Source organism: Nocardia sp. NPDC059764, from assembly GCF_042732555.1.
In the GTDB taxonomy this organism is placed as follows: Bacteria; Actinomycetota; Actinomycetes; order Mycobacteriales; family Mycobacteriaceae; genus Nocardia.
On record NZ_JBHWHH010000087.1, the window covers coordinates 1 to 14,188 of the forward strand.

Sequence of the window (14,188 nt, forward strand, 5' to 3'; positions counted from 1 at the left end):
CCTCTACCGAGCCGTGCACGAAGCCCCCGACCTGTCCCGCCTTCCACACGGCCTGCACGAGCTGGTCCGGCCGTGCTTAGCCAAGAACCCCGACGACCGGCCGAGCACCGCCTGGCTGATCGAGGCCGCCCGCCGCCACAGCGCCACCGGCGGCGAGCTCCGCTTCACCGACGGCTGGCTGCCCCCACAGGTCGACAATGACATCCACCGCCACACCGACCTGCCGAGCACACCTCTCCCGCCAGCCACCATCCTCAATCCGGCCCGGGCCGACGCCCCGACCGCACATATCCTCCATACCCCGGCACCCACGCTGCTGCAGCCGGGCTCCACCAGCGATACAGCCGCGACCACCCGACGTCGGCGCACCCGCATCGCGCTTGTGGCGGGCCTCGCGCTTCTCGTCGGCGCCGCGGCGACCTTCATCCTGCTCAATACCTATTACTTCGACGACCCCGACGACCAGAACACCCTCGCCACCGCCAGCCGCCCTCCGTCGGCCGGCACCACCACGTCCGCCGGCGCCAACCCGTCCTCCCGCTCCAAGTCCCCGCAGCCGACCACGGTTTCTGGATACACCGCCGCCTACACCACCCTCGAACTCACCTCCCCCGACGGCGACTACGAGTTCGACCTCAAAGCAGGGAAAGTGACCCAGAACACCTCCAGCTGGTACCTCGGCCGCGAAGCGGGCGCCTTCTACATCCCCGACGACAGCGACGCCTACATCGCACCGGCCAGCCCCCTCACCCTGCACGAGTGCCTCGAAGGCATCGACACCCAGCCCTCCTCCACCCTGCCCTTCACCACCGTCGGCGCCGACCGCAGCTTCTGCGTCCGCTCCCACGGCGGCCAGGACATCGCCATCATCCGCACACTCACCACCGCTTCCGATGACGGCCCGGTCACCGTCTCCATCACCTACTACCGACGCTCAGCCTGACCAACCCGCTCTCCGCGGGACGCCGCACCTTCCGAACTGGCCGATCCCGCTCGCCAGTTGCCAGTTGCCAGTTGCCAGTGCGGCATTACTGAGTCGAACGGGCCGATCCCTGCCAGCCGGATGGGGCCCGCCCTGCTCAGCGCCGCCGCCGGGCGGCAGGGTCAGTCCGGGCCCTCCAGCCTTCACCGCAGGCGTCGTGATAGCCGTGGAGGATGCGCAGGTGAGTGTCCTCGATGATGAAACCACCGTGGCCGATCTGCTCGACGTCTTCGAACCCGGCCGCACGCAAGTCCGACGCGACCAACAGGCCATCAGATTCCACGTCACCAGCGCCGACGCCAAGCTACCAACCGGACCAGCGGATCGCCGACCAGCCACTGCTGCGGTGACGGTCGTGCCGCGGTAATGAGAAGGAATTGACATCGAACAGCCAGTCGCGGCGGTAACCGGCAAGGAACCGGATGTTTGCGAGCTCCACCTCATCGGGCTCGCTCCACACCTGATAGCGCCAGCCGCGGGACTCGACCAGCCGCCGGGTCCATTCGAAGGTGAACCCCACCTTGGGGACGGTCAGACATGATGCAGGCTTCACATCGACGACGATCGGGCCCTGCTCGGTGAGCAACAGGTAATCGGGTACGTGTCGCCGTAGCTGGCCGTCGACCTCAGAGCGTAGCAGAAACGGTTGCGCAGCAATGTGATTCACCGAACGGTCGAAATCCGCGAACATCAGACGTGCCAACTCGAGGCGAGACTCGTAGATGACATGTGCCTGTTGCGTCGCCGACCAGTAGAAACCCGAGTAGTGCCACTGACCGTAGTACCAGCGAAAAGTCCTCCAGGGCAAGGCCTTTACGAGCACATCAGTGCTGATCTCGGCGAAGGGCCTGGCAATCTCCACGTCATCGCCCGCGCGCTTGAACACGATCTCACCGGCGGGACTCGCCACGGAATCGATTGCGGCACTGCGGCGACATCGGGCCGGTTTCGTCACGTGCACCCCCTCATCATCGCCGCCGAACTGACCACAGTGGCACAGCCCACCGCGCCCCAGCGCAGCCACTGTCTCATCACTCTGGCCAACTGCCAACGATTGGCCAAACATTATGAGATCTGGCCACAACTTATGAGATACGCAGGCCACAGGGTTGCCTCCACCAACCACGAGCCGATCTCCTGCGAAAACCCCGGCATTCTTCGCTTACCCTGACCGACAACGCGTCTCAAAACATTGGCCATTCCTCAACAATCGAGTAGATGCCTACAGGGTGAGCTGTTTCTCGACCCGGCCTTGGGGTCTGAACCGCCGTAGCCCCAGGGAGCGATGGTGATGGCACCAGACGGCTATCTCCGACTCTTCAAACCGACAGACCCGATCCCGCCGCGCCACGCAACTACCAGCCATCCGCGTATCGAAAGGCTCTACCGCACGGGACGCAGATCGACCCGATCCCGCTGGTCGGAGGCGCAGGTCGGACTTGAACAGTGAGTCGCTTCACGTCTGAGGCCGCCGCACGCCGACGACAGACACTTCGCCAGCCGAGCGCCAGCCCCGAGTCACGGGCAGGGCTGAATCCGTCTCAAATCGATGGCCAATTGGCCATCGAGTGGCCACACATTTTGAGATTTGGCCACGACTTTTGAGACCCTACAAAATCCGCCGGCTAGCCGCGTGCCATGTCGACGAAGCGGCTCAGGTGCAGCTGGTGCGCAACGGTAATCGTTGCAGTGGGACCATTTCGGTGCTTACCGAGAATCAAATCCGCTTCACCGCCGCGAGGGTCATCTCGTTCGAATGCATCAGGCCGATGCAACAGAATGACCATGTCCGCATCCTGTTCAAGCGATCCCGACTCGCGCAAGTCGGACACCATAGGCCGCTTATCGGTTCGCTGCTCAGGACCACGGTTGAGCTGCGAAATCGCGATTACCGGAACCTCCAACTCCTTCGCCATCAGCTTGAGGCTACGGGAGAATTCGGAAACTTCCTGCTGTCGAGATTCGACCTTCTTACCCGAACTCATCAGCTGAAGGTAGTCAACGACAATCAGGCGCAGATCGTGCCTCTGCTTGAGCCGTCGGGCCTTCGCGCGAATTTCCATCATCGTGAGGTTCGGCGAATCATCCACGAACAGTGGGGCTTCGCTGATCTCGCTCATACGGCGGGCGAGCTTCGTCCAGTCGTCGTCACTCATACGCCCCGAACGCATATCGCCCAGTTTGATTTTCGCTTCCGCGGATAGGAGGCGCATGACGATTTCGGTGCGGCTCATTTCCAGCGAGAAGATGACGCTGGCCATGCCGTGCTTGATCGAGCAGCTGCGCATGAAGTCCATGCCCAGGGTGGAGTTGTGCGTCGGAACCATGGTCGGACCGGCAAGGTAGAGATGGTCGACATTGTCGACCTCCACGCAACGGACCGGGACGCTTTCGATCTTGCGGACATCGATGATGTGACGCTGCTCCGACCCAGCGGTCGCGGGCACGCGGTGATTCAGCTCGTCGTCGGGAGTTCGCACGCTGTGAGCGATTTCGCCGGTCGTCCGGATTTCGGAGTGCGGACCGTGCATTCGCGAAACGGTGAGCCACAGATGCTCTTCGTCAGCGACGATTACGGCGCCATCCGAGAACGCGACCTCATAGCACGGGCGGCCGAGCATGACCTCCGTGGCGGCCAGCACCCGAGTCGGCAGACCCTGAGCGTCCAGCAGGTCATCGCCGACCTCGACCTCACCCATGGTGGTCCAGCCGTCCGGTGTGGGCAGCGGGGTGTCGAGCGCGAGAGCCTTGCCGACACCGGGTCGCGCCGCGACGATGACCATCTGGCCGGGGTGGAGGCCGTTGGTGATTTCGTCGAGTTCGGTGAAACCGGTGGGGACGCCGAGGGAGATGCCGCCTCGGGAGGCGATGGAGTCGAGTTCGTCCATCGTGGGCTGGAGGATGTCGGTGAGGGGGGCGAAGTCCTCGCTGGAGCGGCGTTCGGTGACGTCGTAGAGCTCGGCCTGGGCGCGGTCCACGACCTCGGCTACGTCTTGGCCGTCGGCGCCCGCGTAGCCGTATTGGACGATGCGGGTGCCCGCTTCGACCAGGCGGCGCAGCACCGACTTCTCCGCGACGATCTCGGCGTAGTAGCCGGCGTTGGCGGCGGTGGGGACCGTTTGGGTCAGGGTGACGAGATACGGTGCGCCGCCGATGCGTTTGAGCTCGCCCTTGCGGTCGAGGGTGGCGGCGACGGTGACCGGGTCGGCGGGTTCGCCGCGACCGTAGAGGTCGAGGATGGCGTCGTAGACGGCCTGGTGCGCGGGGCGGTAGAAGTCGCCGGGGCGGATGACTTCGACGACGTCGGCGATGGCGTCCTTGGACAGCAGCATGCCGCCCAGAACGGACTGTTCCGCCGCCATGTCGTGGGGCGGCTGACGGCCGAAATCCTCACCGGGAGCGTCGGGATAATCGGAGGGCCCGTGATCGTCGTGGCCGCGATCGTCGACGACTGCCATGGGCTCGACCGTCCTCTCTGCTCGCGCCGCAACGGCGTGCAAGACCCGTTGTACGCCAGCGCACCGACATGTTGGGACCGCCACGCTCGAGCCGTGGTCACGACCTCGAAGGCGAACCTAGGCGACCGGGCGGTGACCCGCCAAACCGTGCTGTGTACACACCTGTGGATAACGTGGGTATTGTTCACCGCCTGTTGTGCACCCCCTGTGGAAAACTTGGGGACAACAGTCGATGGCGCTGCTCAAAGCGCTGGTAGTGGCGTAATTCTCATTGTTTGCAACTGTGGATCAATTTCGTGCGGCGTGTCGCTGGACGGCAACAGCCGGGCGTGTTGGGTGAACGAACGGTCACGCGGATGTGACTGGTCACACAACGAAAACGGTTGGTTTGCTGGGCAATCCACAACCGATCCGAAATCTGGCGATTCCTGAGCAAACAAAAGAAATCGGAGGCCGCCCCCACGGGAGAGGCGGCCTCCGATCAACCGAATTACTCGGCGGCGGTGACCTGCAGGTCGACCTTGGCGATCACATCCGGGTGCAGATGCACCACGACACCGTGCTTGCCGGTGCTCTTGATGTGGGCCTTCGGCAGCTCGATGCTGCGCTTGTCGACGACCGGGCCGCCGGCGGTCTTGATCGCCGAGGCGACGTCGGCCGCGGTGACCGAACCGAAGAGCTTGCCGGTGCCGGCGGTCTTGACCGCGAGCGACACACCGGTCAGGCCCTCGATGGCCTGCTTCAGCTCGTTGGCGTGGTCCAGGTCGCGCACGCGGCGGGCATCCTGTGCCCGGCGAATGCCCTCGACCTGCTTCTCCGCGCCACGGGTGGCGACAATCGCCAGGCCGCGCGGGAGCAGGAAGTTACGGCCGTAGCCGTCCTTGACTTCCACGGTGTCGCCGGGCGCACCGAGGTTGTCGACATCAGCGGTGAGGATGAGCTTCATAGCTGTGTCTTCCTTTCTCAGCGAGCGGTGGACACGTAAGGCAGCAGAGCGACCTCACGCGAGTTCTTCACGGCGACAGCGATATCGCGCTGGTGCTGGACGCAGTTGCCCGTCACCCGGCGCGCGCGGATCTTGCCACGGTCGGACACGTACTTGCGCAGCAGCGCGGTGTCCTTGTAGTCGATCTTCGCGCCGGCCGTGTTGTTCTTCTTGCCGGCCTTGTCTTCCTTGCAGAAGGTGCAAGCCTTCTTCTTCAGCACCTTTTCGCGTGCCGGTGCTTTGGCCATGGTCTTTCAACTCCGTAATTTTGGGAACCCTGCCGAAGCGGATTCCGGGGAAAGCCGTTGTCTAGAACGGCGGTTCGTCGTCCATGGGCCCGCCCCCGAAGGAGCCGGCCGCGGGGGCGCTGCCCCACGGGTCGTCGCCGGCGCTCTGGCCGCCACGACCCCCGCCACTGCCACCACCGGAGAAGCCGCCGCCAGCGTTCTGCTGGCCGCCGCCCTGTCCGCCACCGCCGAAGCCGCCGCCACCACCGCCACGGGTGGTCTTGTTGACTTTCGCGGTCGCGTACCGCAGGGAGGGACCCACCTCGTCGACCTCGAGTTCGACGACCGTGCGCTTCTCACCCTCGCGGGTTTCGTAGGAGCGCTGCTTCAGTCGTCCGCTCACGATCACTCGCGAGCCGCGGGTCAGGCTCTCGGCAACGTTCTCCGCAGCTTCTCGCCAAATGTTGCAGCGCAAGAAAAGCGCTTCGCCGTCTTTCCATTCATTGGTATTACGGTCGAACACACGGGGAGTCGACGCGACGGTGAAGTTCGCGACGGCCGCTCCCGCGGGCGTGAATCGAAGCTCGGGGTCAGCCGTCAAATTGCCGATGACGGTGATGACCGTGTCGCCCTGGGCCATGGTTCCTCCTGCTTTCCGGTGCAGTCCGCAATGCGCTCGCGTTCATCGGTCAGCCTAGAGACAGGGACCGACGGTTACGAGCGACGTCGCGGGAGGACTGGGTCTTACTTCTTGTCGGTACGCAGCACCTTGGTGCGCAGCACCGACTCGTTCAGCCCCAGCTGGCGATCGAGCTCACTCACGGTCGCGGACTCGGCGGTCAGGGTGACGACCGCGTAGATGCCCTCGGCCTGCTTGTTGATCTCGTAGGCGAGACGACGGCGACCCCAGATGTCGACGTTGTCGACCTTGCCGCCCTCGGACCCGACAACACCCAACATGTTGTTCAGGTTCGGGCCGACGGTGCGCTCATCCATCGCTGGATCGAGAATAACCATCACTTCATAATGACGCACGGACCTCATCACCTCCTGTGGACTGTGAACGGCCCACGGACTGTCCGTGGGCAGGAGGGTTCGTTGCGTCAGCAACCCGACAAGGCTACATGAGCGGCCGCGACGAACGAAAAGGGGGCCGGACGGCGTTCACGGCGCCTGATCCGGGGTAGATAACCAAGGCATGGCCTGCGAAATCGGGCCAGTCCACATTGTGAACAGGCGAACACGCCGACCAGCCACCTAGGGTGATGCGCATGCCGAATCGACCGGTCGTCAGCGTTGTGGCCGCTCCCCGCCGTCGCGATGCGCGCGGGTCGATGATCGCCGTCGTCTCGACGCTGGTGTGCGCGGTCACATTGTTGATCGCGTTCGTGAACAAGGCGCGCTGCGCGGTCGGCCCGTACGACGAATCCGGGCGCAGCGTGCTGTTCGACGTGATCAAGGATTCGGATGTCTGTTATTCCGACATCCAGTACCTGTGGCTGGGTCGCGGCATCGATCACCACATTTTTCCTTATATAACCGGCGGCATCACCCCGGACGGTCAGCTGACCGGCGGCGCGGTGGAGTATCCGGTGCTCAGCGGCCTGTTCATGTGGATCGGCGGAATCGGCGCGCACACCGACGCGGCCTTCCTGTGGCATTCGGCGCTGCTGCTGGCCCCGTTCGCCCTGCTGACCGCGTACCTGCTGGCCCGTATGGCCGGCCCGGCGGCATTGTTGTGGGCGGCCGCGCCACCGTTGGTGCTCTACGCCTTTCACAATTGGGAACTGCCGGTGGTCGCGACCGCGGTCGCCGCGTTCTCTGTGATGACGACGCTGACCCGGTATTCACTGCGGGATCGCGGGATCGCCGCCGCGGTATTCCTGGCGATCGGCTTCTGTTTCAAGTTGTATCCCGGCATCTTCGTGCTGCCATTGCTGATCTATGTGCTGCTCGGTGAACATCCCTTGCGGGAGAAGCGATTCGATGTGCGCGGCGCGCTGATGGTGGCCGCGACCGCGATCGGCACGGTGGTCGCGATCAATCTGCCGTTCGCGCTCGCGGGGTATGGGGGCTGGCGCGCGTCGATCACCTTCCAGCAATTGCGGCAGGCCGATATCACCACGAATTCCATCTGGTACTGGGGACTGCGCCCGCTGTTCGGTCCGTCGCAGGAGTCGGAATCGGCTTTCCAGCACCTGGTGTCGGTGCTCTCGCCGACGCTGGTGGTGGCGTCATTCGTGCTGGCCTGCTGGCTGGGTGTGCGCCGGTATCGGCTGGCCGGGGTGTATCCGTGGATCGGGGTCAGCGGCGCCATGCTGTGTGGATTCCTGTTGTTCCACAAGGTGCATTCACCGCAGTACACGCTGTGGCTGATCCCGTTCCTGGTGCTGCTGCGAGTGCCGTGGAGCCTGGTGATCGCCTATCTGCTGGCGGACCTGTGCATCGGCGTCGGCGTCTTCCGCTACTTCTACGAGCTCGGGTCGGGCCACCCGTACGAGGTCGAGCAGTATCTGGTGCAGATCGGCGTGTGGGGCCGGGCGGTGCTGCTGCTGGTGTTCTTCTTCGTGTTCGTGTCCGCCTCGGAGCGGTCACCCTTCCGGATCGGCGTTCCGGGCGCGGAAAGCCTTGCCCTTGGCCCGGTTTCCGCAGACCGCCATATCGCACCACCGGCGCGAACCGCCGCGTGAGGTGTCCAGGTAGAGGCGGGTGCAGGCGTCTCGCCCGCATTCCTTGAGCCGTTCGCGTTCCGGGCCGCCGAGTAGTTCGACGGCCGAGCGGGCGATGGCGGTGAGCGCGGATTCGATGGCCCCGTCGCGGGTGACCGAACCGTCCGCGCGCAGCGTGAGTTCGGGCAGGTCGCCGTGGGCGTGCCGGTTGAGCAGCCTGCGGTCGGCGTCGGCGAGGGGTTCGCCGTGCAGGGTGGCCTGCATGAGCCGCCAGGCCGCCTCGCGCAGCCGGAGCGCGGGTTCGAGGGCGTCCGCGCAGTCGGGCGCGGTGTCGAGGATTCCGGCCGCGACGGTCCATTCGCCCAGGTCGGCGGCGCTGGTGAGGCGCTCGATGAAGGTGGTGCGCCGTTCCTGAGCCGTGCCGATGAAGTTCAGCGCGAGATTGCCGCTGACGAACAGGTGCGGGTCGGCGAACGATGACATGTCCCGATCATAACCCCCTTGACAGGTTATGCGTCGCGGTGCGACGGTGATAACCACCTGAACGGGTTAGCGCTTGGAGGGATCATGGAGAACCGGCTCTTGGACGTGGCGGGCCCACCGGCCCTGATCCTCATGTGGAGCAGCGCCTTCATCGCCGGGATCATCGGCGTCGGCGCGGCCCCGCCGATGCTGGTGCTCTTCGCCCGCTTCGGCATCGCGGGCGCGTTGCTCATCGTGTTCGCGCTGCTGTCCCGCGCGGTCTGGCCGCGCGGCCGGGTGCTCGCGCACACCCTGGTCGCGGGCCTGCTCATGCAGATGGTCCAGTTCGGCGCGTTCTACACCGCCATGCATGAGCACGTCACCGCCGCGGTCATCTCCCTGGTCCAGGGCCTGAGCCCGGTGGTGATCGCGGTATTCGCCGGGGCCCTGGGCGAATCCGTGAGCGCGCGGCAGTGGCTGGGCTTCGGCGTGGGCGGAGTGGGCGTCGGCCTCGCGGTGCTGGATCAACCGGCCTTCTCGCTGCCGGGCCTGCTGCTGTGCGTGGTCGGGCTACTCGGGCTGAGCCTGGGCACCGTGTATCAGAAGCGCTTCACCCCGGCCGTAGATCCGCGCGCGGGCACCGCTGTGCACATCGCGGTCAGCGCGCCCGTCGCCGGCGTGATGGCCTGGGCGGGAGGCGAATTCCACATCGCGGATCCGGCCCGCTTCGCGGGTTCCATGGTCTGGATGGTGCTGGTGAACTCCATGGGCGCGTTCCTGCTGTTGAACACCATGCTGCAGCGCTGGGACACCACCCGGGTCGGCCGCTTCTTCTTCGCGATCCCGGCTGTCACCGCGGTCCTGGCCTGGCTGTTCATCGATCAGCCCTTGCGGCCGTTGACGATCGCTGGCCTGGGCGTGGGGCTGCTCGGACTGGTTCTGGCGGCGCGCCGCCCGGCGGCAGCACCGGAGTCGGTCGCCGCGTCCGGCACCGCGCCGCGACAACCGGTGCGGGCCTGACCGTCTCGGCGGCCCGCACCCGGCAGACTGTGCCCCATGTTGCACCTGCGGATTCTTGCTCCCGCCGCCAAGACCGAAGAGATTCTCGAAGTCCTGCGAACCGACGACGCTGTCACCGGTCTGGTCGCCGTTCGCGGAGCGGCGCTGCGTCCGCCCGGAGATCTGATCACCGCCCAGATCGCCCGGGAAGCCGCCAATGATCTGGTGCAGAAGCTGCGGGACCTGCGCGTGCACCAGGAAGGCAGCATCGAGATCGAGCAGGTGGGGACCTGGTTGTCGCGCAGCGGTTTCGAAGCCGAGGTGCGCACCCCGGGCAGCAGCACCGACGCGGTGGTGTGGGCCGAGGTGGCGCAGCGGGCCTACGATGAAACCGAGCTGAACTGGACGTATCTGAGCTTCCTGACACTGGCCACGGTGATCGCGAGCATCGCCATCGTCACCGATTCGCAGATCTTGACCGTTGGAGCGATGGTGCTCGGCCCGGAGTTCGGTCCGATCGCGGCGCTGGGCGTGGCGCTGGTGCGGCGGCGGTTCATGCTGTTCCGGCTTGCCTTGCGCACCTTGGTGATCGGCTTCGTGGCCGCTATCGCGATGACCATCGTGCTGGCCGCGATCGGCCGGGCCTTGGGCTGGATCACCGTCGCCCAGGTGACCGGGCCGCGGCCGGCCACCCATTTCATCTACACCCCCGACAAGTGGTCGTTCATCATCGCCGTGGTGGCGGGCGCGGCCGGCGTGCTGTCGATCACCTCGGCGAAATCTATCGGCCTGGCCGGTGTTTTCATCTCCGTCACCACAGTTCCCGCGGCGGGCAATATCGCGCTCGGGGTCGCGATCGCCGATGGCGCCACGGTCTGGGGCAGTGCCGCACAGCTGCTGGTGAACATCCTCGGCATGGCCGTGGCGGGCTGGCTGACCCTGGCGTTGCAGCAGGCGCTGTGGTCGCGGGTGGCGGTGCGGCGGGCCAAGCATCTGACCATTCCTCGCCGCATGATCTGAAAAGTCCGCTCACTCGAGCGAAAAGCCCGCCGTCCGGAATCGGACGGCGGGCTTTCGAGTTCGGCTCGGATCAGCTCAGACTGCTGGTCTTCTCCAGTTCCGGTTCCGCATCATCGGGTTCGGCGTCCTCGCGCCGGTTGCGAATGATGCTGGTGACGAACGCCGCGCCGATGAACGCCACGCCGACCAGACCGCTGATCACCTCGTTGACGTGCACGCCGATGGTGATGAGCAGGATGACCGCCAGGGCGCCGATGGCCCAGAACGCGCCGTGCTCGAGGTACACGTACTCCGAGAGGGTGCCCTTGCGCACCAGGTACACGGTGATCGAGCGGACGAACATGGCGCCGATCAGGCCGAGGCCCAGGGCGATCAGGATCGGGTCGGAGGTGATGGCGAACGCGCCGATCACGCCGTCGAAGGAGAACGAGGCGTCGAGCACTTCCAGGTACAGGAACAGGAAGAACGCCGCCTTACCGGTCGCCTTCACGACTTCGGAGGGTCCGCCTTCGCCGTTCGCGTGTTCCTCGGTGTGGAAGAGTGATCCGAGTCCGTCGACCACGATGTAGGTGATGGTGCCGAGGATGCCGGCCAGCAGCACGGTGCCGCGGTCGTCGTCATGGGCGATGAACTCCGCCGCGATGACGATGCCCGCCAGGGTGAGCACCACCGCGAGCATGTCCAGCTTGCCGAGCTTGGCCAGCGGGCGTTCGATCCAGCCCAGCCAGGTGACCTCGTGCTCCTCGAGGATGAAGTTGAAGAACAGCAACAGCAGGAACGCGCCGCCGAAGGCCGCGATCTGCGGGTGCGCGTCGGTGAGCAGCTTCTCGTAGGACGGGCTGCCGTCCGGGAAGCTGAGCGCGCCGTCCGCGGGCGGGTTCATGGCCAGGTCGAAGGCGCGAACGGGGCTGAGCCCGGCCGTGATCCACACGATGGCCAGCGGGAACACCAGGCGCATACCGAAGACGGCGATGACGACGCCGATGGTCAGGAAGATGCGCTGCCAGAACTCGCTCATCCGCTGCAGGATGCTGGCGTTGATGACCGCGTTGTCGAAGGATAGGGACACCTCGAGGATGCCCAGGATGGCGCACAGCACCAGGGCCGTGGGTCCGCCGTACACCAGCGCCGCGATCAGCGACAGTACGGTGACGATGATGGAGAGGCCGAATATTCGCACCGCAGTGGGCCTTTCGTTGTGCCGGGGTCGGGTGACATGCCGGTCGAGCGGACACACGAAGAGGGCTCGTGCGATCGAGCCCTCGACGTGTCGCCGTGTGTTCTATTGAGACGCTGGTATTTCGCGCCGTCGCGAGCTGGTCGCGTCAGACGTTGACGCCGAAGTCCCGGGCGATGCCCGAGAGGCCCGAGGCGTAGCCCTGGCCGATGGCCCGGAACTTCCACTCACCATTGTTGCGGTAGAGCTCACCGAACACCATGGCGGTTTCGGTGGACGCGTCCTCGGACAGGTCGTAGCGGGCCAGCTCGGTTCCGTTGGAGCGGTCCACGACCCGGATGTAGGCGTTGCGGACCTGGCCGAAGCTCTGGCCGCGCGAGTCGGCGTCGTAGATCGAGACCGGGAAGAAGACGGACTCCACGGCCGGCGGGGTGTTGGCCAGGTCGATGTTGATGACCTCGTCGTCGCCCTCGCCCTCACCGGTGAGGTTGTCGCCGGCGTGCACGATGGTGCCCTCCGGGGACTGCAGGTTGTTGAAGAACACGAAGTGCTTGTCCGACAGCGCCTTCTTGTCGACGCCGGTCGCGATGGCGCTGGCGTCGAGGTCGAAGTCGGTGCCGGTGGTGGTGCGCACGTCCCAGCCCAGGCCGACGGCGACCTGAGTCAGGTTCGGCGCCTGCTTGGTCAGTGAAACGTTACCGCCCTTGGACAAACTGACACCCATTGCGGGGATCCTTCCGTTGTTAAGCGTTCGAAGCGTTTCTTGTCTAACGGCTTCGCCCACTGTCCAGGTTCCGCCGCCGTCGACAGTAATGGTTTCCCCAAGCCATGGGTAGGAATGGGTCAAGAACATTGTGCGACGACAGCCTGTCACAGGACAGGGTCACACACTCCATCGCCGCGGTCGCGGCAATCGTCAACGCGTGGCCGAGATGTTCGCCGACGCACGGTCGCCGTGATCGTTCCCGGTTGCCTACGATCGTGGCGTGGCAGGCCGTCGAAGCGGATGGTTCCGGGCACCCCGGAACAACGAATGGGTGCAACAGGCCCGGTCGATGCTGACGGCGGCCTTCCTCGATATGGATCGGCGGCAGAGCATCGCCGAGGCCGCCGTCGCCGCGTCCGCCGCGCTGTTCCCCGAACGCGGCGCGGCCGCGCGCTGGGAACCGGTGCGCGCCCGCTGCTATGACGCGTCCGGCGCCTACCTGGCGCTCGACGAGCGCCTCGAGCAGGTGGAACGCGAGGGCGCGGGCATGATCCCGCAGCCCGAGATCGACGGCGTGGTCCGGCGGCTCACCGACGCCGCGCGGGCCGTCGACGACTTCTACCGCGGCGATCAGGCTCACCTCGAGCACGCCGTCGCGGTGTTCGGCTCGGTGCCGCAGCTGGTCTCGCAGACCCGCGCGGAGGCCCAGCGGATCCGGCAACAGGCCGACGCTTCCCCGTACGCCGCCTACCCCTCGGTGCGGCAATGCACGGCGGCTCTGGATGAGGCACTGCTCACACTCGAGGCCGCCGCGATCGGCGGCGCCGGGGGCCCCGCCCGCGACGCCGCGACCCGGCTCGACTCGCGCACCCGCGAGCTGTCCGGTGCCCTGGAAGCCGCTCCCGGCAAACAGCATTCGGCCACCACCGCGCTGGCGTCGGCGGCCACCCGTCTCGATGCCGCCCGCAATCGTCTGGACCGCGTCCCCCCGGCCATGTCCGCGCTGCTGCGGGAATTCGCGGCTGCGTCATCGAACGATTTGGCCAACAATGAGCGACAAGCCCGGGAGGCCGTCGAGGCCGCCGACGCGGACCTGGCCCGCGCCCGGGCCGCCCTGGCCGCTCACGACCCGGAGGAAGCACTCGACCTGACCACCACCGCCCGTGCCCGCCTCGCCGCCGCCGAGGAGAGCGCCGAGGCCGTCACCGACCGGCTCGCCCAGCTACGCGCGGTCCGGGAGCAACCGGCCGAGCGCGCCAAGGCCGTTCGCTTCAAACTGCGCGACGCGCAGATGCTGGCGGTCAACAAGGGCGTCGTCCCGCAATGGGGTTCGGTGCTCGACGCCCAGGCCGAACGCCTGGACCGGGCCACCGCCGGCCTGACCGGCCGCCATCCCGACTATTGGGCGTACGTGTCCGAACTCGACGCGATCACCGCGTTCGTCGCCGGAGTCGTCGAACGCATGCGAAATACCGACAGATAGACCGAAAGTCACCAGGAGGA

The 14,188-nt window shown here is 66.1% G+C and carries 14 protein-coding genes and 1 pseudogene; 5 read left to right on the forward strand and 10 right to left on the reverse strand.

Going from position 1 to position 14,188, the window contains the following annotated elements; genetic code table 11:
* Window positions 1–943 (forward strand): annotated as a pseudogene (locus ACFV4K_RS20100) (hypothetical protein); the annotation flags it as partial.
* 136 nt (window positions 944–1,079) lie between these two features.
* Here ACFV4K_RS20100 and ACFV4K_RS20105 read toward each other — a convergent pair.
* The 7 genes from ACFV4K_RS20105 to rpsF form a co-directional block, all read right to left on the reverse strand.
* Window positions 1,080–1,247, reverse strand: a complete 168-nt coding sequence (locus tag ACFV4K_RS20105; protein ID WP_379276712.1) for a hypothetical protein — start codon at window positions 1,245–1,247, stop codon at window positions 1,080–1,082.
* 39 nt (window positions 1,248–1,286) lie between these two features.
* Complete coding sequence (locus ACFV4K_RS20110; RefSeq protein ID WP_379276713.1) at window positions 1,287–2,006, reverse strand: TnsA-like heteromeric transposase endonuclease subunit; 720 nt, start codon at window positions 2,004–2,006, stop codon at window positions 1,287–1,289.
* Window positions 2,007–2,607: 601 nt separating this feature from the next.
* On the reverse strand, window positions 2,608–4,440 hold the full coding sequence (gene dnaB, locus ACFV4K_RS20115) for a replicative DNA helicase (RefSeq protein WP_379276714.1): 1,833 nt from the start codon (window positions 4,438–4,440) through the stop codon (window positions 2,608–2,610).
* A 490-nt stretch (window positions 4,441–4,930) separates the two neighbouring features.
* Complete coding sequence (gene rplI, locus ACFV4K_RS20120) at window positions 4,931–5,386, reverse strand: 50S ribosomal protein L9 (RefSeq protein WP_379276715.1); 456 nt, start codon at window positions 5,384–5,386, stop codon at window positions 4,931–4,933.
* 17 nt (window positions 5,387–5,403) lie between these two features.
* The gene (gene rpsR / locus ACFV4K_RS20125) at window positions 5,404–5,673 is read right to left on the reverse strand and encodes a 30S ribosomal protein S18 (protein WP_040814320.1); all 270 of its coding nucleotides are present in this window, start codon (window positions 5,671–5,673) and stop codon (window positions 5,404–5,406) included.
* Window positions 5,674–5,734: 61 nt separating this feature from the next.
* Window positions 5,735–6,292, reverse strand: a complete 558-nt coding sequence (locus ACFV4K_RS20130; protein WP_379276716.1) for a single-stranded DNA-binding protein — start codon at window positions 6,290–6,292, stop codon at window positions 5,735–5,737.
* Between the two features lie 104 nt (window positions 6,293–6,396).
* On the reverse strand, window positions 6,397–6,687 hold the full coding sequence (gene rpsF / locus ACFV4K_RS20135; RefSeq protein WP_213558554.1) for a 30S ribosomal protein S6: 291 nt from the start codon (window positions 6,685–6,687) through the stop codon (window positions 6,397–6,399).
* Between the two features lie 236 nt (window positions 6,688–6,923).
* On the opposite strand from rpsF, the gene ACFV4K_RS20140 reads away from it, so the two are divergent.
* Window positions 6,924–8,342 (forward strand): hypothetical protein, encoded by a 1,419-nt coding sequence (locus ACFV4K_RS20140; RefSeq protein WP_379276717.1) that lies wholly within the window; start codon window positions 6,924–6,926, stop codon window positions 8,340–8,342.
* On the opposite strand, the gene ACFV4K_RS20145 is transcribed toward ACFV4K_RS20140, so the two are convergent.
* Window positions 8,244–8,804: a CGNR zinc finger domain-containing protein gene (locus ACFV4K_RS20145; RefSeq protein WP_379276718.1), complete on the reverse strand. Its 561-nt coding sequence runs from the start codon at window positions 8,802–8,804 to the stop codon at window positions 8,244–8,246. The two genes, ACFV4K_RS20140 and ACFV4K_RS20145, sit on opposite strands and share 99 nt — an antisense overlap.
* 84 nt (window positions 8,805–8,888) lie before the next feature.
* Here ACFV4K_RS20145 and ACFV4K_RS20150 point away from each other — a divergent pair, with 84 nt between their 5' ends.
* Together ACFV4K_RS20150 and ACFV4K_RS20155 are read left to right on the forward strand one after the other, a co-directional pair.
* Entirely contained in the window at window positions 8,889–9,803 is a 915-nt protein-coding gene (locus ACFV4K_RS20150; RefSeq protein WP_379276719.1) for a DMT family transporter, read from the forward strand.
* Window positions 9,804–9,839: 36 nt separating this feature from the next.
* Window positions 9,840–10,802: a DUF389 domain-containing protein gene (locus tag ACFV4K_RS20155; RefSeq protein ID WP_379276720.1), complete on the forward strand. Its 963-nt coding sequence runs from the start codon at window positions 9,840–9,842 to the stop codon at window positions 10,800–10,802.
* Window positions 10,803–10,872: 70 nt separating this feature from the next.
* On the opposite strand, the gene ACFV4K_RS20160 is transcribed toward ACFV4K_RS20155, so the two are convergent.
* Entirely contained in the window at window positions 10,873–11,982 is a 1,110-nt protein-coding gene (locus ACFV4K_RS20160) for a DUF475 domain-containing protein (protein ID WP_379276721.1), read from the reverse strand.
* A gap of 145 nt (window positions 11,983–12,127) precedes the next feature.
* A complete protein-coding gene (locus tag ACFV4K_RS20165) occupies window positions 12,128–12,703 on the reverse strand; it encodes a TerD family protein (protein ID WP_379276722.1) in 576 nt (191 codons plus the stop codon).
* 262 nt (window positions 12,704–12,965) lie between these two features.
* Between ACFV4K_RS20165 and ACFV4K_RS20170 the strand changes: the two genes are divergently transcribed.
* Window positions 12,966–14,168: a hypothetical protein gene (locus ACFV4K_RS20170; RefSeq protein ID WP_379276723.1), complete on the forward strand. Its 1,203-nt coding sequence runs from the start codon at window positions 12,966–12,968 to the stop codon at window positions 14,166–14,168.
* The last annotated feature ends 20 nt before the right edge of the window (window positions 14,169–14,188 follow it).